Genomic DNA, 18,539 nt, shown 5'->3' on the forward strand with positions numbered 1-18,539 from the left:
CTAAGGAACCGCTTCACGACCAGGAGGTCTTCATGTCCCACGCTACTCATGCCAATGCTGCTCTGACGCCTCGTGCCCGGTTGAAGATCGCCCGGCTGATCGTGGAGGAGGTCTGGCCGGTCCCTCGGGCGGCTGAGCGCTACGCCGTCTCGAGGCGGACTGCGAAGAAGTGGGCAGAGCGATACCGGGCCGAGGGGCCGGCGGGGATGAACGACCGCTCCTCGCGGCCGCACCGTACACCGCAACCGATGGTCCGCAAGATCGTGCACCTGCGCTGGAAGCAAACGGCTCGGGCCGGTGGAGATGGGCGACCGGCTCAAGATGCCGTCCTCGACGGTCCACGCGGTCTTGGTGCGGTGCCGGATCAACCGGCTGACCCATGTCGACCGGGCCACCGGTGAACCGATCCGCCGTTACGAGCACGAACATCCGGGCGACCTGATCCACGTGGACGTGAAGAAGCTGGGCAAGGTCCCCGATGGCGGCGGGTGGCGCTACGTCGGCCGCCTGCAGGGCGAGCGGAACAAGTCCGCCACCGTTGAGCGCACCGGCGCGCCCCGCAACAAGTGGGGCAACCCGCTGATCGGGACCTGCTACCTCCACACCGTCATCGATGACCACTCCCGGGTCGCCTACGTCGAAGCCCATGACGACGAGACCAAGGAGACCGCGACCGAGGTGCTGCGCAACGCCGTTGCCTGGTTCGCCGAGCGCGGCGTGAGCGTCCAGCGGGTCCTGTCCGACAACGACAGCTGCTACAAATCGCAACTCTGGGCCGAGACCTGTGCCGACCTGGGAGTCACACCGAAGAAGACCAGGCCCTACCGGCCCCAGACCAACGGGAAGATCTGATCGGCGGCCTTGCTCATGATGAGTTCGAACTCGATGGGGGTCAATCGTCCGAGCCGTTCTTGGCGTCGGCGGCGGTGGTAGGTGTGATGCCCAGCCAGGTTGTTCAATCTGGTGATGGGTGCAGCTTTGCCGATTGCGGTGTGGGGCCGGTGGTGGTTGTAGTCGTGGACCCATGCTGGCAGAGCGGCCAGGCGGGCTGACTCGGAGTTGTAGAACTTCTTGAACGCCCATCCCTCGGCCAGGGTGCGGTGGAAGCGCTCGGCAGCGTAGTCAGAAGTCCCCTGATCGTTCAGCAGTCCCGACAACCCGATTGCCTGTGTCCGCGGCTCGGACCCACACTGTCATCATGCCGTCGTCGAGCCAGTGGGTCGCGTTCCTCGTCGCCTCAATTATCTTCATCCAGGTGCCGGGTCCGAGCCTGCTCTTCACCATCGGGCGTGCACTCACCGTCGGTCGCCGCGAGGCCCTGCTCTCGGTAGTCGGGAACGCCCTCGGCGTGACCGCCCAGGTCGCCCTCGTCGCCGTCGGGCTCGGTGCGGTGGTAGCGGCAAGCGCGACGGCGTACACCGTCCTCAAGGTCACGGGCGCGGCGTACGTAATGTGGCTAGGGGCGCAAGCCGTCCGCCACCGTGCCGACGCCCGGCTGTCGCTGGCCGACGGGGCACCGGTGCGCCGGGGGCACCCCGTGCGGATCGGTTTCACCGTCGGTGCAACCAACCCCAAGACCATCGTGTTCTTTTTGGCATTTCTGCCGCAGTTCACCGACCCGGGCGGCCCGGTCGCACTGCAGACAATGTTGCTCGGCATGGTGTACGGGGTGTTTGCCGCCGCCTCCGACAGCATCTGGGCGCTCGCTGCCGGGACAGCGCGCAGCTGGTTCGCGCGACGGCCCGCGCGGCTCGACGCACTGAGCGCGGGCGGCGGCACGATGATGATCGGCCTCGGGGCCACCATGCTGACCGTCGACTGACCATCAGCTGAACCGACGACCGAGTGCCAGGCGTGGACCAGCATGGGTCACGAAAGTTCGCCGGGTGGGAGTAGGCCTGAGATCTGGCACATGCCATCCGGGTTTCTCCTTCGTATGCGCCCGGAGGAGATCGCGCTGCTCCGGGCGCAGGACGAGGGCGTGCGCGAGATCGCCCGAGCCATCGGCCGCGACCCGGAACGGTGTCACGGGATTTGCGCCGCAACGCCGCGACTCAAGGAGGCAACGGAAACCACGCTGTTGGCGCGGCGGGCTTCTACCTGACTCTGCGACTGCTGGAGAGGGCGACCGTCGAGGGCGCACAACTCCGGGTGCTGCCCCTCGACGCCTGTGACGAGTTCCTCCGAGGCCTGGCCAACGAATCGGCCACCACCAATCAACTGCGGCGCGCGGACCTCTTGCTCGTCGCCGTTACGGCGTATGGCGTCACTCTGGTGCCGGTAGACGCTTCAGTCTTACGGAGGGCGACCTGATCATCGGGACGGGCCGGTCGGCGATCGGCACGCTCGTCAAGCGCAGCAGTGGCTCAACGCTCTTGGTCCACCTGCCGCGGATGGAGGACTGGGGCGACAAGCCGTACGTGAAGAACGGGCCGTCGCTCGGCGGCTATGGGGCCGTCGCGATGAACGCAGCGCTGACGGCGTCGATGACCAAGCTGCCGAGCGGTTGTGCAAGACCCTGACGCGGGACCGCGGCAAGGAACTGTTGGGGCACGCGCTGTTTGCGTGGGAAACCGGGACGCGGGTGTTCCTAGCCGATCCACACTCGCCGTGGCAAGCGGCCGAGCAACGAGAACATCAACGGCCTACTGCGCCAGTACTTTCCCAAGGGCACCGACCTCTCACGATGGTCGGCCGAGGTCTTCGAGGAACAACTACGCTCCCTTCAACAACCCGGTATTGCATTGCATCGACCGGTTGAACCTGCCCAGTACACCTCGCTGCGCTACACCGAACACCTCGCCCTTGAAGGCATCGCACCCTCGATCGGACCCGTCGGGGACGCCTACGACAACGGCCTCATGGAGTCGATCATCGGCTTGTACAAGACCGAAGCGATCGCCACCGACGTCTTCCACGACGGCCCGCTGAAGACCCTCGTCGACGTCGAGTACGCCACCGCGGGCTGGGTCGACTGGAGGAACCACCGCCGCCTGCACTCCAGCATTGGCCAGATCCCACCCGCTGACCACGAGAACGACTACTACGCTGCCCTCAACCGAGAGCCGCGCCCCGTATAGAAGCGGCAGAGAACCCGTGACGGTTCACTCGATCATCGGAGGTGGTCCCGACGTCGGCGAGACCTGAGGTCTAACGCGAGTCCGCGAGCAGGGCGGACAGAAACCGGTCGAGTCGCGTCGAGGCGTCCTGCGGGTCGAGTTGATCTGAGAACGTGATGGCCTGAAGGGTGAGGCCGTCAACGAAGGTGTGGAGGAGATCTACCGCCTCTTCATCGGCGGGGTCCTCGAGCTCGTCGCTTGTCTGTTGCGGGATCGGTAGCCCTCTGGCGCTGGCCCAGGCTAGCCGACACACGTACCGCTCCCCGATCCATCCTGCGGCTTTCAGTTCGGCTAGCGCTGGGTCTCGGCGAGCCTGCGCCAAGCCCTCGAGCCATACGGTGCCCTCGATCCGTCGATTCGCATCCAACGGGAGCAACTCCTCAAGCAGGCTTCGCGTGAGGCTCCGTCCGCTTCGCCCACTGCTGAGATGATCTTGCAGCCGTTCTGAGACGCGCTGGGTCATCAACTCCACTGCGAAGCGGAGCAATCCAACCTGATCAGCGAAGTAGTGGCGAAGAGCCCCTGGCGATACGCCAGCCTCAGCGGCAACCGCGCGGACGGTTGCGCCATGCATTCCCTCACGGCCAACGACCTGCCACACGGCGGCGGCAAGTTCAGCGCGACGCGCTTCGCGGTCTACAACTTTAGGCACCCTCTCTTTTTAGCATGGGTGTATTGTCATCGGTGTTACAGTACAACTGTGTTGCTTAAGGTAGTTGAGATGAGCGTTCCAGACTCAGGTGTCTTCGTGGGTCTTGCGATGGCGGATAGCACAAGCGTTGGAACACTCGCCATTCCGATCTGGCTCCTGATCCGTGGCTCCCTCGAGGTGCGTCAAATCGTGCTGTATCTCGTGGTGATCGCCCTCTTCTATTGGACCGTGAGCCTCCTGCTGCTCGCACTCATGACACCGGTAGTCGCATGGGCCGAGAGCATCCGCCTGGACCGCTCGTGGGTGTGGGGTCAGCTCGCAGTCGGAGTGACGGTGCTCGCCCTGGGCGTGCGCATCGATCGGAGCGGTGGGAAAGCTCCGGAGCAGACATCTCGTTCGCGACGCTGGCGGGACCGAACTCTTCAACTCGAGGGGAATCGGGGAGTGGTCGGCCTGGCACTGGCGGCGGGAGTCTTGGAGGTTGCCACGATGCTGCCGCTGCTCGCGGCCTTGGGCATGGTCGAGAGGTCGGACCTCACACCGTTCGAGTCCGGACTGGCGGTTTCGGGCTACGTCGTAATCATGATGCTCCCCGCGTTCGTGCTCCTGGCGGTTCGTCTCGCGATCGGGGAGCGCGGATCGCGGCTTTTCACTTCCGCTGGTCGCTGGCTCGAACGGCATACCAACGCTCTGGCGGCCACCGTCCTAATCGCGGTCGGTGGCCTCGTCTCGGCCGACGCCGCAATACGTCTCGACCTCATCTCGTAGTTCCACACATCAGAAGGGTGTCACCTCATGAATAGTTTCTCGTTGTCGCCGAGAGCCATCCTCGGCTTCGTGTCTATCGCGGCGGGCGCTGTACTCGCGATCTTCTTCTGGGAGCTTCGGGTTTTCTGGTTCCAGGGAGGACCGCTCGGCATCGCACTGATAGGCCTCGGCGGACTCGATCTGTGGGATTCATCGCGGGGCAAGAGACGCGGGGCTCCTCGCGGCCTGCTACAGAAGGTGCGCGATGAACTCGTCGGACCGCCTCGCCGCGAGGCCCCACCGTCGGAGCCGACGGTAGGGACATCTGCGGAGCCTGAGCCCCCGGCCGGCGAGGAGCCGGGCCGCCGCCACTGATCGGCTGGTGAACCTTGGTACGGGAATGCACGTCTTCCCGGGCCATCGGTGACTCGTTCGCCGGCCGACTCCCACGACCGCGCACCCGCCGTACTCACGAGACGTTCACCTCCTCGCCTCTGAGGTTGATGTCGAGTTCGACCCAGTCGGGGGCGCCAGCGACCTAAGCCCCATCGTCGGCGCCATTGCGTTCGGCGCTCACGTCATCGCCGCCGTACCGCAGGCCAGCGCATCAGACGGCGCAATGCTTCGAGGTGGTCTTCAACCGCAGCGATTCGGATGGGTTCGACTGGCGTCCGGTGGACGCCCGACACGGCTGCGCAGCCGTGGAGATCCGGCTTCAACAGGCCTTCCTCCCGCACCTCGACCCCGGAGGCCTCCTTGGCCTTCTACCGCGACGGCCTCGGAATGGAGGTTCGCGAGGACGTCGGCGCGCGCCCGGTGCGCTGGATCACCCTCGCCGCCCCGGGCCAACACGGCGGTGAACTCGTGCTCGAGCCACCGGCGTCCGCACCGGGCGTCACCGACCAGGAGCGCCACAGGATCCGCGAGCTCATGACCAAGGGCGTGTACGCACAGATCTGACTGTCCACACCCGACCTGATCGCGGCCTTCGAAGTTTGGAGGCATGTCCGGCCGCGGAGGTCGTCCAGGAGCCGATGGAGCGGCCGTTCGGCGGACGTTCCTGCTCCTTCCTGGACCCCGCCGGGACCCTGGTCCGCATCGTCGAGGAGCTGAAGGCGTCCTACCGGAGACGCAGGTCGGCGACCGCCTTCGCGATGCGCGCGGCCCGCGTCTCCGGCTTCTTCGCCGCCTCGATCACGCGGACGTGCTGACGCTGCTGACTCACGGTGAGCCGTTCGAAGGCCGTCCGGGCTGCGAGGTCGCCGTCGAGGGCCGACGCGAAGTCCGCCGGCACATCGACGGTGACCGGCTCGACCTCCAACACGACTTCAACCTCGACCTCCTCAAAGGTGCCACGTAGTTCAGCACGTGCGGCCCCAGTGCGGCCCCGAAGCCCGGAATTGCGGCTCAACCGTCCGCTCCTGCCGGGAGCGGCCGTCTGATCATGCCGCGGAAGCGTGCTCCTCCGCTGGCGCCCGACTAGCGTTTGCCGAGTGTCTGGGAAGTCAGAGCGTCGGATCGCCTGGGCCGCTGTCGCGGAGTATCACGAGGCCAAGTTGGCCCGCTCATCGAGCGCATGGGCGACGCGATGGACCGTTACCGCGCAGGCGCGCTCGATGCCTTCGAGATGAACCAGGTGATCCTCCAGTAAAGCCGCGCTGCAAAGGACTTGTGGAAGTTCTGCAACATGGCCCACGCGGAGTTCACCGCAAGCCTGATTGCTGAGCACCCTCTGGCGGACTGGTGGGAGCGCGCGGCGCCACGTGAGCGGTAGGCGCTGCGTCGATCGCACCGCGGTCGCGCGAACTGCCGCTGGTGCAGGCAGTCAGCGCAGCGGCGAACTTCTGGCTAGGTGCCCGAGGCCAAGAACGCGGCCAGGATGTAGTTGGAGCGGTCGCGCCAAAGAGGGTCGTGCAAGTGATGTGGGACTGATGGCCCGCGTGGTGTGTTCGTAGCCTGCCTGGGCACTGTCTTTCGAACTCGCGCTATGTGGTCGCTCCCCATCTTGGAGCTTTTGGCGCTCGGCGTACGTCACCGTCGCTTCCTGGCTGTCGCCAGCACGAATCCGAGTTGTTCGCCTCGGTCCGCTTCAAGCATGTCCAGTACGGACCGATCGCTCGGGCCAAGGTCGGTCTGGCGCGCTAAGCGAGCCCGTTCCCATGTCAGCCAGTCATCGCGCCCGTGCACCTGCCACCTCGCCTCGACCTGCTCTAACGCCGCGGTGAGTTCCCAGTGCTTCTGCCACCATCCCGGTGAATGCCAAGCAGCAGCTTCAGCTCCCACGACGTCGGTTACGTAGGACGGCGGCGCAACCTCGTATGGATCATCACGAAGACCAGGCGTGGACATGGCCACCAGGCCCCCCGGCTTGACGTGCCTCAAAAGGCGAGGCAAGAAGTGGACGTCGGTTCCGAAGTACTCGAAGGCATCGACCGACACGACCGCGTCGAAGACCGCGTCACCCAAATCAAGCGTCCGAATGTCACCCTCGATGGTCGACACCTGGTCAGAGACGTTCGCCTCGACGAGGACTCCACGACGCTCGTCGCTAGCGACCCAGAGGTCCAGTGAAACCACAGAGCAGCCGTATTCACGAGCCAAGTACACCGAGGTGGCTCCTCGACCAGCTCCGAGATCGAGCACTGTGGCCGAAGCATCTACAGGGATGTCTCCGAGTAGGTCCTCCAGCTGCCACAGTGGGTGGGGCCCCATGTCCAACCCCAACACCCAGGTGGGGTCATACGCCGCCGATCGCGGGTACCGAGATGGCTTCATAACTAGGTCGAGATCATGCATGCGATTAGTATTCAGTTCCTTTCGCGGCGGTGCTTAGGCGGGGGTCTGCACCGTGGTCGAGCAGCCAGTCCGAGCTGATCTACGACATATAAGCACTTGTGCACGTAGTACTCGAAGTCAGCGTTCGAGACCGAGGGCCCCGGCGTTGCCGGGGCCTCTTTGGTATTCAGGTGGCGGTTGATGTCGATCCGCCCAGATCGAAATTTCTGCCTACTTCTAGAGATCCGGCTCGCGGAAAGGAAATCGTGCCGACCGTAGAAAAGAACGACGCCGTCAAGCCGGGTCGATACCTGACGGCATCGCTCGTCCCAAGGCACGGATTCCCGGCACGGCCTACCAGGGATGGACCGCCTGCCACGCGGGGCTCGCGACGTAGTGGTTGTCGTAGAGGTCGGAAGTGGCCTGCAGCTCCTCGAGCGTGACCTCTCCGCGGTAGAGACGCTCGAGCAGCCGGTAGTACTCGAACCGGTGCTGGCCCGGGGTGTAGACCGCGAGCATGTCGGCAGAGCCGCCGCTCGTAGGGGCGAACGCGTGCGCCGTGCCCGGAGTCAGGACGACCATGTCGCCCGACCCGAGCACCGACACCTTCTCCCCCACCAAGACGTCCAACGACCCGGCGATCACGAAGATCGTCTCCGTCGCGTGCAGGTGGCGGTGGGAGGGGGCGCCGGGCGACCCCGGTTCGAGTCGCGCGCGATTGACGGTGAGGGCGCCGCCCGTGTGGTCACCGTCAGCGAGCAGCGTCAGCCGGCTGAACTCGCCGTCCTGGACCTGCTCGGCCTCGGCGTCGCGGACGATCCAGGGCGTGGTGTCGATCGTGGTCATCTGTCTTCCTTCTTCTGGTGTGGGTCAGTGTTGGTTTGGTGCGCTTGCTGGGTCGCGATCAGCCGGCCACGAGCACGTCAATCGGCTCGGACGGCTGGGCCGCCTCTGGATCCCGCCGGAACGCCAACGCCAGGAGCGCCGTGCCGGCGATCATCGCGGCGGCGACCCACAGGGCCGCCTGGATGTCGGAGACGACTGTCGACGAGGATGCTCCGACGGGTGAGCTGCCCACAGCCACCAGCACGGCGAGGCCGACGGCACCACCGATCTGCTGGGTGGTGGACACGAGACCGGATCCGACGCCCTGGTCGCTGGCGGGAAGGTCCTGAGTCGCGGCGCTGAACATGATCGTGTAGCCAGCGCCCTGGCCCAGCCCGAGAACGACCAGACCGGGGACCAGCGAGAGATAGCTGCCCGCCGGCGACAGTGACGACGCCAGGACGACGGTCCCGAGACCGCCGACCACCAGGCTCGCAAGCAGCGCCGTCTTGGTGCCGAAGCGGGTGGCTGCCCGACCCGCGGTCTGGGCACCGGCCACGATCGCGACCATCGGCACCAGGAATGCGAGTCCGGTCTCGAGGGGGCTGAGCTCCTGAACCCGCTGGAAGAACAGGGTGAGGAAGTAGAGCAGGGAGCCGAACGACGCCATGTAGCCGAAGGTCACGAGCGAGCCCACCGACAGGTTGCGGTCGCAAAGAAGGCGTGCCGGGATCAGCGGGTCGGCACTGCGCCGTTCGATCAGGACGAACGCGGCCAGCAGACCGGCGCCGAGCACCACCGAGGTCAGCACCCGGCCGGACCAGCCTGACTCCGGACCGTCGACGACGGCGAGCACCAGCGCACTGACGCCGACGGTCACCATGGTCGAGGCGGCCAGCTTGAACCGGCGCGATCCGGGCGCGACCGGTGTGTGCGGGATCGCGAAGAGAGCGACCGCCGCCACCGCGACGGCGATCGGCACGATGACGAAGAAGACCGCTGCCCAACCCCATGACTGGGTGAGCACGCCGCCCAGCAGCGATCCGAGGATCATGCCGCTCCCGCCCGCGGTGCCCCAGACTGCAAATGCACGGTTGCGGTCGCGTCCGGCAGCGAAGCTCACGCTGACCAGGGTCAGCGTCGCGGGGAAGAGCATGGCTCCTCCGACGCCCTGGACCGCGCGGGCGCCGACCAGCAACTCCGGCGAGGCCGCGAGGCCACCGACCATCGAGGCGACCGCGTAGATCCCCAGCCCCAGGATGAAGATCCGCTTGGCGCCGAACAGGTCGCACGCCCTGCCACCGAGGAGCAGGAAGCCGCCGAAGGCGACCGCATAGGCGCTGACCACCCACTGCAGGCTGTGGTCGGAGAACCCGAGATCGTCGCCGATCTCTGGCAGCGCTACGTACACGATGTTGTAGTCGACGGAGATGACCAGCTGCGCCGTCGCCAGCAGAGCCAGCACGAGCTTCGGTCGAATCTGATTATTTTGACTAGAAAACATCCAGAATCCTTAAATGGACGAAGAGTCCGAGCCTCCAGGGAGAGGAAGCTCAGGCCTTGAGGTGGTCGAACCAGGCTCGGGTGGCTGCCGGCGTCTCGGGATACGCCGCCTCGACCTGCGCCTTGATGTCGGCGAGGGTCCGGCTGGCCAGCACCGTGCGCCAGGCGAGGTCCGCCTCGGTCATGGCGTGGGACACCAGGCAGCTGACCCGGTAGTCGGTTGCCGGGTCACCGTTCGGCCCGTCGCGCAGGATCTGGGCACACTCAAACACCTCACTCCGGCCCTCAATGGCCACCACGATGTCGAGCAGCGATATCTCCTCCAGCCTGCGCGCGAGCCGGAACCCTCCCCTCGGCCCGGAGAGCGAGGTCAGGATGGAAGCCCGGGCGAGCGCCTGCAGCTGCTTGTTGAGGTACGCCGGCGGCAGGTCGTAGAACGCCGCGAGGCGGGCCGCCGTCTGCGCCGGAGCGCCGGCCGGCAGCCAGCCGAGATTGAGGCACGAGTGCAGCGCCCATTCGACGCCTTGGTTCAGTTTCATATTCCAGATATTACATGTCTAGAATAGCGCGGTCAATCCGCCGTCCTCGTCTCGCCGGGTCGCGAGCGTCGCAAGGATCGGAAGCTGCGCAAGGCCGCAGCCCGGGCGAGGGGCTCCGAGGACCGCGAAGCTCGTCGTACCGAAGCGAACCGCAAGGCAGACGACCTGGCCCGCGAGAAGCGGTCGACCGCTGCTGCCCCGATCCGGCGAACCGGGTCCTGCGGCTCTTCGAACACCGGGGCGCTTCCGGGTCCCGCGGCACCAGGACACATCGGCCACCCTGGCCGGTGAATACCTGTTGGCTGTTCATGCTCCCTAGGTGGGGAGCATGCGCCGAACCGACCGAGTTGGTCGTGAGCGACCCGCCGGAACCGGCCCCAGCCGCACGAGGATCTCGTCGCTACCGCGCAGGAGGCGGCAAAGTGGAGGGTAAATGGAGGGGTGTCGAATCCACGACTAGCTGTGATGTCCAGGCAGGTTGTTGAGCCTGCTGATGGGGGTTCCGCCGATCGCTGAGTGGATCCGGTGGTGATTGTAGAAGTGCAGCCAGCCTGGGAGCGCTGCTCGGCGCTCGACTTCTGATGCGTAGAAGCGGGTGTAAGCCCAGCCCTCAGCGAGGGTGCGGTGGAAGCGTTCGCTCTTGCCGTTGGTCTGGGGCCGGTAGGGCCGGGTGCGTCTGTGACTGATCGCGAGGTCGGCGCAAGCATCGCGCCAGGCGAAGGACCGGTAGCAGCTGCCGTTGTCGGAAAGGACTCGCTCGACGATGACGCCCCGTTCTGCGAACCAGGCGACGGCTCGGCGCAGGACCGCGACAGCGGTCTCCGCTTTCTCGTCGGCACAGATCTCGACGTAGGCGACCCGGGAGTGGTCATCGATCACGGTGTGCAGGAACGCGGTCCCGATGTTGGGGTGGCGGGTGATGGTGTAGCCGGTGCGGTTGCGCGCCGTCGCGGTGCTGTTCCGGGAGCCTTGGACCCGGCCGAGGAACCGATGGCCGCCACCATCGGGGATGTTTCCGAACTTGGTGACATCGACATGGATCATTGCGCCGGGATGCGGATGCTCGTATCGGCGGATCGGCTCGCCGGTGACCCGGTCGATGCGCGAGAGCCGGTTCACCCCGGCTCGGACCAGAACCGCATGGACCGTCGAGGCCGGGACACCCAAGCGACCACCGATCTGTGCTGGCCCAAGTCGTTGGCGCCACCGCAGCTCGAGAATCTTCCGTCTCACCGGCGCCGGTGTCAGGTGCGGACAGCTCCGCGGGCGACTGGACCGGTCCGTCATCCCGGCCGGCCCTTCGGCTCGCAGCCGAGCCGCCCACTTGCGGGCAGTCACGGTCGAGACCATGAACATCTTGGCCGCATCAGCGGGCTTCCAGCCGTCCTCGACTATCAGCCGTGCGAGTCGTAGTCGAGCTTTCGGGGTCAGCGCAGCGTTAGCGTGGGACACGAAGGCCTCCTGTTGTTGGAGCGGTTCCTAGACAGCTCCACTCCACAACCGGAGGCCTTCGCCTTCCAGCAACTCAGGGCCGTGTCACGCAACAACGTCCCTGGACATCACAACTAGCCATGAATCTCGGCATCGTGAGCTGACCGAGCTCTGACTGCGAGGCGCGCATGGCGCCTACTGCTCCATTGGAGCTCACTCCCCCACTTGGATGAAGAGTTCACGTCCTCCTTCAGAACGCACTGACGCACCGACGCACCGACGCACCGACGCACCGACGATCGGACGTCGCTGTCAGAAGACTGAGACGGCCCCGAAGGCCAAGAACACGATGAAGGCACTAACTGGGTGTGTCCCTATTGGCGGGCCGCGAGCCGGATCCGACTACAGGACGTATCCGGCTCGCCTGGGACGATACCGCCCGTGAACGAACGAGTCGATTCAGTCGACGGCGAGGATCGCGGATCCGTGCCGCCCGCGGTGCGGGCCAGTCCTTGGCCTGTGCGGATGGGCACCTTGCTGTTCCGAGAGGCCACGGAGGCAGACATCGAGGTGTTGCAGTCCTTCCGCAATGACCCTGACGTCAACCGGTTCATGGTGCGCACCTTCGTCGATCCAGACGATCTCAAGCACGAATGGCTAGGGGTGCCCGACAGCGCGACGGACTATTCCTGTGTCGTGGAGCGACATAGACAGGTCGTGGCCATGGGGTTCCTCGACATTGTCGATGGCGCCGGTCAGCCGGGCCACCCCATGGGCACCGACGGTGTGATCGGCTACATCGTGAATCCCGAAGCCGCTGGTCAGGGTGTCGGCCGTGCCACTGCTCGTGCCCTGCTGCAGGCGGCCTTCGACGGGCTCGGCCTGCGCCGGGTGACCGCCGGTGCGAATCTCGACAACGTGGCGTCTGTGCGTGATTCGGGCCGACGGGGATCACGTAGGCCTCGGTCGCCTTGCAGCTTTCGCTAGGGAAGTGGTAGTGGGCGACGGTGACCAATCCAAGCCCGGTTTCAGGTTCGCAGAGAACCGTCGCGGTCTGGCATGGAGGCCGCTTCAAGGAGCCCGCCCAGGCCGAGCAGACCTCTACCTGGTCGCCCTGAAGTTCTGTCGGGCCCCCTCGTTCCTCGCGATGACCGGCTACGAGCAGGTGCGCCCGGTGGTCTTAGCACTGGCCGGCGACCTATGGACGCTGACCCTTGACTACGGCATATATCTCAACAATAGTTGCCTCAATGGATACTGAGTCATCTCCGAGATCACCGCTGGCTGTCGAGCGCAGGGCGCGAGTGCTTGCGGCGGTTGCCGATCCGGTGCGCCTGCAGGTCGTGGACGCCCTCGTGCTCGGTGACACCTCCCCCGGCGAACTCGGCACCCAACTGGGTCTCACCTCGAACCTCCTGGCCCACCACCTCGGCGTGCTCGAGCGCGAGGGACTCGTCGCACGGCACCGCTCGCAGGCCGACCGACGCCGCAGCTATGTGCGACTGGTCCCCGGCGCCCTCGACGACCTGCTGCCCGGACTTAGCGCAGGAGCCCCGACCAGCACACCGGCAGTGACGCGCGTGGTGTTTGTGTGCACCGCGAACTCCGCCCGCTCTGTGCTGGCGACGTCGCTGTGGTCGCAGAACAGCTCCCTCCCGGCGACCGGTGGCGGCACCCACCCGGCGTCCGCCATCGCCCCCGGGGCGGCCGCAGCAGCCAAGCGTCACCGGCTGCCGCTGACCCAGTCGACACCTCAGCTGCTGCCCGACCTCACCGAGGACGACTTCCTGGTCACCGTGTGCGACAACGCCTACGAGGACCTGGCCCACACCGGGGCGCTGGACGCGCCCGTTCACCGCCTGCACTGGTCGGTGCCCGACCCGGTGCCGGTCGGCGGCAAGGAGGCGTTCGAGAACGCCTACGCCGACCTCGAGGGGCGAGTCATCACCCTGGCCCGCCACCTCACCCCCGCACCTGGCCGCGAACCTGTCTAGCGCCACACACCACTGGAGAACTCCATGACCGACTCACCCACACCTCGCCTGGACCCGCGCCCCGAGCACGACATCACCCTCGACCAGAGGGTCGCCCTGCGCTCCGCAGCCGTACGACTGGCCGAGGAGTTCACCGGCACTTTCAACGCCGAGACCATCGAGAAGTTCCTGGCCTCCTCCTACGACCAGTTCGCCGGCCGGTCGACCATCGTGAACTTCCTCCCACTCCTCGCGGAGCGGTTCGCCCGGGAACGACTGCACGCCCTGTCCCGAGTCGAGGGACTGGCAGCCGACGGACGCGCCGCCGTGCTGTTCCTGTGCACCCACAACGCCGGCCGGTCCCAGATGGCCATGGGGTTCTTCACCCACCACGCAGGCGACGCCGGGATCGCCTGGTCCGGCGGCACCGAGCCCGGCATCGAGGTCAACCCGGCAGCAGTGGCCGCCATGGCCGAGCGCGGCATCGACATCTCCGGTGAGTACCCCAAACCATGGACCGACGAAGTGGTCCGCGCAGCCGACGCTGTCATCTCCATGGGCTGCGGAGACGCCTGCCCCATCTTCCCGGGCAAGCGCTACGAGGACTGGGACCTGCCCGACCCGGACGGCCTCGACGTCACCGACGTCCGCTCCATCCGCGACGACATCGAACGCCGCGTCCTGACGCTCCTGGACGAGCTCGACATCAAGCCCGCCCAGCACACCAACCATCACGCCACCGCAGGAGCCTGACACACGTGAGCGACACCGTGCACGAGACCCGCGACCCGAGCGCCCCCGATGGCGACGTCTTGGGTCAGCTCTCCACCCTGGACCGGTTCCTGCCCGTGTGGATCGGCGTGGCCATGGTCGCCGGCCTTGTCCTCGGACGATTCGTTCCAGGCCTGGACGACGCGCTCGCCGCCGTCGAGATCGGGTCGGTGTCGCTGCCCATCGCCATCGGCCTGCTGATCATGATGTACCCGGTGCTGGCCAAGGTCCGCTACAACGAGCTCGGCCACGTCACCCGCGACGGACGGATGCTCGGCACCTCGATCTTCCTGAACTGGGTGCTCGGGCCAGCGCTCATGTTCGCGCTCGCGTGGCTGCTGCTGCCCGACCTGCCGGAGTACCGCACCGGTCTGATCATCGTCGGTCTCGCCCGCTGCATCGCGATGGTCCTGATCTGGAACGACCTGGCCTGCGGGGACCGTGAGGCCGCCGCGATCCTGGTCGCGATCAACGCCGTCTTCCAGATCCTCGCCTTCGCGCTCCTCGGCTACTTCTACCTCCAGGTTCTCCCCGGCTGGCTCGGCCTCGGACAGACCCAGCTCGACGTCTCGATCTGGGGCATCGCCAAGTCCGTCCTGGTCTTCCTCGGCATCCCACTGCTGGCCGGATTCCTGTCCCGCACCTTCGGAGAGAGGGCCAAGGGCCGCGAGTGGTACGAGTCGACGTTCCTGCCGAAGATCGGCCCCGCCGCTCTGTACGGGCTGCTGTTCACCATCGTCATCCTGTTCGCGCTCCAGGGCGAGACGATCACCAACCAGCCCCTCGACGTCGCCCGCATCGCGCTGCCGCTGCTCGTCTACTTCGCGCTTATGTGGGGCGGCTCGATGCTGCTGACCAGAGCACTCGGGTTCGACTATCAGCGCGCCACGGCCGTCTCCTTCACCGCAGCAGGCAACAACTTCGAGCTCGCCATCGCCGTGGCCATCGGCGTCTTCGGCGTCACGTCCGGCCAGGCTCTCGCCGGAGTCGTCGGCCCCCTGATCGAGGTCCCGGCCCTGGTCGCCCTGGTCTACGTGAGCCTGTGGGCGCGCAAGTTCTACCGGGAGCGCTCCACCCCAACGGGCGCCACCACCAGCAGCACCGGAGGGACCCGATGAACCAAGGCACCGCCAGCACCACACCACAGGTCGTGTTCGCGTGTGTGCGCAACGGCGGACGCTCAGTCATCAGCCGCGTCCTCACCGAGCACTACGCCGAAGGCCGGGTCACCGCGCTGTCGGCCGGCACCCAACCAGGCGACCACATCCACACCGAGGTCGCCGCGGTCCTCGAGAAGCTCGGTCTCGACACGTCCAAGGAACAGCCCAAGCTGCTGACCCGCGAGACCATCGCTGCGAGCACCATGGCCATCACTCTCGGGTGCGGCGAAGAGTGCCCCTACGTCCCAGGCGTGAAGTACGTCGACTGGCCGGTCGCCGACCCCGGTGGCCAGGACGAGGGCACCGTGCGCGAGATCATCGCCGACCTCGACGACCGGGTGCGGACCCTCCTGGTCGACCTGGTCCCCGACATCGAGCTGCGGCCCTCCGTCCTCGACGAGAACTGAAGGCGAGGGCACTCATGAGCAACCGGCCCAGCGTCCTGTTCGTCTGCGTCAAGAACAGCGGCAAGTCCCAGATGGCCGCCGGCCTCATGCGCCAGCTCGCCGGCGAGCACGTGCACGTGGAGTCCGCCGGCACCCGGCCGGGCACGTCCCTCAACGACCTGTCCGTCAGCACGCTCGCCGAGGTCGGCATCGACATCAGCACCGAGGTTCCCAGAGGGATCACCCCAGAGCTGGTGCGTGCCTCCGATCTGGTCATCACCTTGGGTCGCGAAGCGCACGTCGACCCCGTCGAAGGAACCAGGGTTGAGAACTGGGACACCGACGAGCCCTCCGAGCGCGGCATCGTGGGCGTTGAGCGCATGCGTCTGCTGCGCGACGACATTTCCGCACGCGTACGCCGCCTGGTCGTCAGCTTGGGTGTCCCCACCTAGCGAAGCCGGCCGCGGCCATGCACTCCGAGCAGGTCAGGCCGTCTCAGCTCAGCTCGCGGCCGAGCACGTCGATGAACTCGTCTGCCATCGCCAGCTGGCGCACGAGCTTGCTCCTCCGCTCGCCGGCCTCATCGAGAACCTCCCTCAGCCTCTGGCTCGCCGCGCCCCTGTCGGTGGCGGAGCTGGCGGGGTCTCGTAGCGTCTCGATGTTGCCCATTGCCTCGCGCATCGCATCGAGAGTGAACCCGAGGGGCTTCATCCGGCGGATGAGCAGGATCTTCTCCACGTCGGCTTCTGTGTAGAGCCGGAAGCCGCCGACGGTCCGCCCCGATGGCTTCAGTAGGCCGACCTCGTCCCAGTGGTGCAGGCTGCGCAGCGACAGCTCGGTGCGTGCAGCAACCTCCCCGATTCGCATGGCCCGTCTCGCCGGCACGGCCTCCTCAGGAGCGCTCGCGGACGCCGTCCTACTGCTCACAGTGGTCCCCTCACTACTCATCGGTTTCAACCCTCACGTTACGTGAGGTTATGCTGTTCTCAGACTTCTCCACTGGCGACGATGCCAGCGCACGGCCACCCGCGCACCACCGCCTCTCATTTCTCCCCGCTCCGTCCTGCATGCGCGGTGCACAGCGGGCCACCCCGATCGGAGCCTCATGAGCACTCCCACCCCGCCGGCACCAGCCGAAACACCAGGCCCGCCCGGCACCCTGGAGCCGACCGTGCGCAACGCGTTGCGGTCCCCAAGGATGCTGCGCACCGAGGTCCTCGCTGGCCTCGTCGTCGCGCTCGCCCTCATCCCCGAGGCGATCTCGTTCTCCATCATCGCCGGCGTCGACCCGCGCGTGGGACTGTTCGCCTCGTTCACGATGGCGGTCTCGATCTCCTTCCTCGGCGGCCGGCCGGCGATGATCTCGGCCGCGACCGGCGCCATCGCCCTGGTCATCGCACCTGTCATGCGCGAGCACGGCTACGACTACTTCATCGCCACCGTCCTGCTCGCCGGCCTCATCCAGATCGTCCTCGGCGTCGCCGGCGTGGCCAGGCTGATGAGGTTCATCCCCCGCTCGGTCATGGTCGGGTTCGTCAATGCCCTCGCCATCCTGATCTTCATGGCCCAGATCCCGCACATGGTCGACGTGCCCTGGCTGGTCTACCCGATGATCGCCGTCGGCATCGCCGTCATGGTCGGCCTCCCCAAAGTCACCCAAGTCATCCCCGCACCCCTGGTCGCCATCGTTGCGCTCACCGCGTTCACCGTCCTGGCCGCACTGACGGTCCCCAACGTGGGCGACGAGGGCGAGCTCCCAGACAGCCTGCCCGCACTGTTCACCCCGGACGTGCCCCTGAACCTGGAGACGCTGAAGATCATCGCGCCGTACGCGCTGGCGATGGCGCTGGTCGGGCTGCTGGAGTCGCTGCTGACCGCGAAACTCGTCGACGACATCACCGACACACACTCAGAGAAGACCCGCGAGGCATGGGGCCAGGGCGCCGCCAACGTCATCACCGGGTTCTTCGGCGGCATGGGCGGCTGCGCCATGATCGGCCAGACCCTCATCAACGTGAAGGCCTCCGGCGCCCGGACGCGGATCTCCACGTTCCTCGCCGGGGTGTTCCTGCTCATCCTCGTCGTCGGGTTCGGCGACGTCGTCGCCATCATCCCGATGGCAGCGCTGGTCGCGGTGATGATCATGGTCGCCGTCGGCACTTTCGACTGGCACAGCATCCAGCCGGCCACCCTGCGCCGGATGCCGAAGTCGGAGACCACCGTGATGCTCTCCACCGTCGTGGTCACCGTGGCCACCCACAACCTCGCCATCGGCGTGGTCGTCGGCGTCCTGGTCGCCATGACCCTGTTCGCCCGCCGGGTCGCCCACCTCACCGAGACCCACCGCGAGGTCGTCGAGAACCCCGACGGCACCACCACTGCGGTGTACACCGTGACCGGAGAGCTGTTCTTCGCCTCCAGCAACGACCTCTACACCCAGTTCGAGTACGCCGCGGACCCCAACCGCGTCGTCATCGACCTCTCGCGGTCCCACATCTGGGACGCCTCCACGGTCGCCGCGCTGGACGCCATCACCACCAAGTACGAACGCAGGGGAACCAGCGTCGAGATCGTCGGTCTCGACGACAACAGCGCCGAGCGTCACGAGCGGCTCTCTGGAGAGCTCCCCTCCCACTGACCGAGTGACGGACACACGAC

19 protein-coding genes and 4 pseudogenes are annotated in these 18,539 nt (G+C 66.6%); 13 read left to right on the forward strand and 10 right to left on the reverse strand.

Annotated elements, in window-relative coordinates; translation table 11 throughout:
- Positions 1 to 32: 32 nt before the first annotated feature.
- A pseudogene (locus tag AC4BGB_RS04690) lies at positions 33 to 849 on the forward strand (IS481 family transposase); the annotation flags it as partial.
- Here the strand turns inward: AC4BGB_RS04690 and AC4BGB_RS04695 are convergent.
- Entirely contained in the window at positions 822 to 1,157 is a 336-nt protein-coding gene (locus AC4BGB_RS04695) for an integrase core domain-containing protein (RefSeq protein WP_490545172.1), read from the reverse strand. The pseudogene AC4BGB_RS04690 and the gene AC4BGB_RS04695 sit on opposite strands and share 28 nt — an antisense overlap.
- Positions 1,158 to 1,198: 41 nt before the next feature.
- Between AC4BGB_RS04695 and AC4BGB_RS04700 the strand changes: the two genes are divergently transcribed.
- The 3 genes and pseudogenes from AC4BGB_RS04700 to AC4BGB_RS04710 form a co-directional block, all read left to right on the forward strand.
- A complete protein-coding gene (locus AC4BGB_RS04700) occupies positions 1,199 to 1,822 on the forward strand; it encodes a LysE family translocator (protein WP_490545174.1) in 624 nt (207 codons plus the stop codon).
- A gap of 63 nt (positions 1,823 to 1,885) precedes the next feature.
- A pseudogene (locus AC4BGB_RS04705) lies at positions 1,886 to 2,744 on the forward strand (IS30 family transposase); the annotation flags it as partial.
- A gap of 18 nt (positions 2,745 to 2,762) precedes the next feature.
- Positions 2,763 to 3,080: pseudogene (locus AC4BGB_RS04710) on the forward strand (integrase core domain-containing protein); the annotation flags it as partial.
- A 70-nt stretch (positions 3,081 to 3,150) separates the two neighbouring features.
- Here AC4BGB_RS04710 and AC4BGB_RS04715 read toward each other — a convergent pair.
- Positions 3,151 to 3,582 carry a TetR family transcriptional regulator C-terminal domain-containing protein gene (locus tag AC4BGB_RS04715; protein ID WP_490546787.1) on the reverse strand — a complete coding sequence of 144 codons (432 nt, stop codon included), beginning with the start codon at positions 3,580 to 3,582 and terminating at the stop codon, positions 3,151 to 3,153.
- Between the two features lie 30 nt (positions 3,583 to 3,612).
- Positions 3,613 to 3,771, reverse strand: a pseudogene (locus AC4BGB_RS04720) (TetR family transcriptional regulator); the annotation flags it as partial.
- Between the two features lie 48 nt (positions 3,772 to 3,819).
- Between AC4BGB_RS04720 and AC4BGB_RS04725 the strand changes: the two are divergent.
- Positions 3,820 to 4,539: a GAP family protein gene (locus tag AC4BGB_RS04725; RefSeq protein WP_490545175.1), complete on the forward strand. Its 720-nt coding sequence runs from the start codon at positions 3,820 to 3,822 to the stop codon at positions 4,537 to 4,539.
- Positions 4,540 to 5,274: 735 nt separating this feature from the next.
- Positions 5,275 to 5,478 carry a hypothetical protein gene (locus AC4BGB_RS04730; RefSeq protein ID WP_490545177.1) on the forward strand — a complete coding sequence of 68 codons (204 nt, stop codon included), beginning with the start codon at positions 5,275 to 5,277 and terminating at the stop codon, positions 5,476 to 5,478.
- A 160-nt stretch (positions 5,479 to 5,638) separates the two neighbouring features.
- On the opposite strand, the gene AC4BGB_RS04735 is transcribed toward AC4BGB_RS04730, so the two are convergent.
- The 6 genes from AC4BGB_RS04735 to AC4BGB_RS04760 all read right to left on the reverse strand — a co-directional run bounded on the left by AC4BGB_RS04735 (position 5,639) and on the right by AC4BGB_RS04760 (position 11,612).
- Complete coding sequence (locus tag AC4BGB_RS04735; protein ID WP_490545179.1) at positions 5,639 to 5,842, reverse strand: YdeI/OmpD-associated family protein; 204 nt, start codon at positions 5,840 to 5,842, stop codon at positions 5,639 to 5,641.
- 707 nt (positions 5,843 to 6,549) lie between these two features.
- Positions 6,550 to 7,314: an SAM-dependent methyltransferase gene (locus AC4BGB_RS04740; RefSeq protein WP_490545181.1), complete on the reverse strand. Its 765-nt coding sequence runs from the start codon at positions 7,312 to 7,314 to the stop codon at positions 6,550 to 6,552.
- Between the two features lie 333 nt (positions 7,315 to 7,647).
- A complete protein-coding gene (locus tag AC4BGB_RS04745; protein ID WP_490545183.1) occupies positions 7,648 to 8,139 on the reverse strand; it encodes a cupin domain-containing protein in 492 nt (163 codons plus the stop codon).
- A gap of 58 nt (positions 8,140 to 8,197) precedes the next feature.
- Complete coding sequence (locus tag AC4BGB_RS04750; RefSeq protein WP_490545185.1) at positions 8,198 to 9,583, reverse strand: MFS transporter; 1,386 nt, start codon at positions 9,581 to 9,583, stop codon at positions 8,198 to 8,200.
- 88 nt (positions 9,584 to 9,671) lie between these two features.
- The gene (locus AC4BGB_RS04755; RefSeq protein ID WP_490545187.1) at positions 9,672 to 10,160 is read right to left on the reverse strand and encodes an RrF2 family transcriptional regulator; all 489 of its coding nucleotides are present in this window, start codon (positions 10,158 to 10,160) and stop codon (positions 9,672 to 9,674) included.
- A 456-nt stretch (positions 10,161 to 10,616) separates the two neighbouring features.
- Positions 10,617 to 11,612 carry an IS481 family transposase gene (locus AC4BGB_RS04760; protein ID WP_490545189.1) on the reverse strand — a complete coding sequence of 332 codons (996 nt, stop codon included), beginning with the start codon at positions 11,610 to 11,612 and terminating at the stop codon, positions 10,617 to 10,619.
- 420 nt (positions 11,613 to 12,032) lie between these two features.
- Here AC4BGB_RS04760 and AC4BGB_RS04765 point away from each other — a divergent pair, with 420 nt between their 5' ends.
- The 6 genes from AC4BGB_RS04765 to AC4BGB_RS04790 all read left to right on the forward strand — a co-directional run bounded on the left by AC4BGB_RS04765 (position 12,033) and on the right by AC4BGB_RS04790 (position 16,333).
- The gene (locus AC4BGB_RS04765) at positions 12,033 to 12,578 is read left to right on the forward strand and encodes a GNAT family N-acetyltransferase (protein WP_490545191.1); all 546 of its coding nucleotides are present in this window, start codon (positions 12,033 to 12,035) and stop codon (positions 12,576 to 12,578) included.
- Between the two features lie 341 nt (positions 12,579 to 12,919).
- The gene (locus tag AC4BGB_RS04770; RefSeq protein WP_490545193.1) at positions 12,920 to 13,585 is read left to right on the forward strand and encodes an arsenate reductase/protein-tyrosine-phosphatase family protein; all 666 of its coding nucleotides are present in this window, start codon (positions 12,920 to 12,922) and stop codon (positions 13,583 to 13,585) included.
- A gap of 24 nt (positions 13,586 to 13,609) precedes the next feature.
- Positions 13,610 to 14,317, forward strand: coding sequence for an arsenate reductase ArsC (locus tag AC4BGB_RS04775; RefSeq protein ID WP_490545195.1), 708 nt, complete (start codon positions 13,610 to 13,612; stop codon positions 14,315 to 14,317).
- A 5-nt stretch (positions 14,318 to 14,322) separates the two neighbouring features.
- Positions 14,323 to 15,453, forward strand: coding sequence for an ACR3 family arsenite efflux transporter (gene arsB / locus AC4BGB_RS04780; protein WP_490545197.1), 1,131 nt, complete (start codon positions 14,323 to 14,325; stop codon positions 15,451 to 15,453).
- On the forward strand, positions 15,450 to 15,902 hold the full coding sequence (locus AC4BGB_RS04785; protein ID WP_490545199.1) for an arsenate-mycothiol transferase ArsC: 453 nt from the start codon (positions 15,450 to 15,452) through the stop codon (positions 15,900 to 15,902). Before arsB ends, AC4BGB_RS04785 begins: the two co-directional genes overlap by 4 nt.
- A 14-nt stretch (positions 15,903 to 15,916) precedes the next feature.
- Positions 15,917 to 16,333, forward strand: a complete 417-nt coding sequence (locus AC4BGB_RS04790; RefSeq protein ID WP_490545200.1) for an arsenate-mycothiol transferase ArsC — start codon at positions 15,917 to 15,919, stop codon at positions 16,331 to 16,333.
- A 43-nt stretch (positions 16,334 to 16,376) separates the two neighbouring features.
- Here AC4BGB_RS04790 and AC4BGB_RS04795 read toward each other — a convergent pair whose 3' ends face one another.
- Positions 16,377 to 16,748 (reverse strand): MerR family transcriptional regulator, encoded by a 372-nt coding sequence (locus tag AC4BGB_RS04795; protein WP_490545201.1) that lies wholly within the window; start codon positions 16,746 to 16,748, stop codon positions 16,377 to 16,379.
- A gap of 238 nt (positions 16,749 to 16,986) precedes the next feature.
- Between AC4BGB_RS04795 and AC4BGB_RS04800 the strand changes: the two genes are divergently transcribed.
- Complete coding sequence (locus tag AC4BGB_RS04800; protein ID WP_490545203.1) at positions 16,987 to 18,519, forward strand: SulP family inorganic anion transporter; 1,533 nt, start codon at positions 16,987 to 16,989, stop codon at positions 18,517 to 18,519.
- Positions 18,520 to 18,539 lie beyond the last annotated feature (20 nt).

It is taken from the genome of Nocardioides sp. Z30_9 (assembly GCF_058215735.1).

Coding starts and splice junctions, on each gene's coding strand:
- AC4BGB_RS04700 (WP_490545174.1), top strand. CDS start 1,199: ATGCCGTCGTCGAGCCAGTGGGTCGCGTTCCTCGTCGCCTCAATTATC.
- AC4BGB_RS04715 (WP_490546787.1), bottom strand. CDS start 3,582: ATGACCCAGCGCGTCTCAGAACGGCTGCAAGATCATCTCAGCAGTGGG.
- AC4BGB_RS04740 (WP_490545181.1), bottom strand. CDS start 7,314: ATGCATGATCTCGACCTAGTTATGAAGCCATCTCGGTACCCGCGATCG.
- AC4BGB_RS04745 (WP_490545183.1), bottom strand. CDS start 8,139: ATGACCACGATCGACACCACGCCCTGGATCGTCCGCGACGCCGAGGCC.
- AC4BGB_RS04755 (WP_490545187.1), bottom strand. CDS start 10,160: ATGAAACTGAACCAAGGCGTCGAATGGGCGCTGCACTCGTGCCTCAAT.
- AC4BGB_RS04775 (WP_490545195.1), top strand. CDS start 13,610: ATGACCGACTCACCCACACCTCGCCTGGACCCGCGCCCCGAGCACGAC.
- AC4BGB_RS04785 (WP_490545199.1), top strand. CDS start 15,450: ATGAACCAAGGCACCGCCAGCACCACACCACAGGTCGTGTTCGCGTGT.
- AC4BGB_RS04790 (WP_490545200.1), top strand. CDS start 15,917: ATGAGCAACCGGCCCAGCGTCCTGTTCGTCTGCGTCAAGAACAGCGGC.
- AC4BGB_RS04795 (WP_490545201.1), bottom strand. CDS start 16,748: ATGCGAATCGGGGAGGTTGCTGCACGCACCGAGCTGTCGCTGCGCAGC.
- AC4BGB_RS04800 (WP_490545203.1), top strand. CDS start 16,987: ATGAGCACTCCCACCCCGCCGGCACCAGCCGAAACACCAGGCCCGCCC.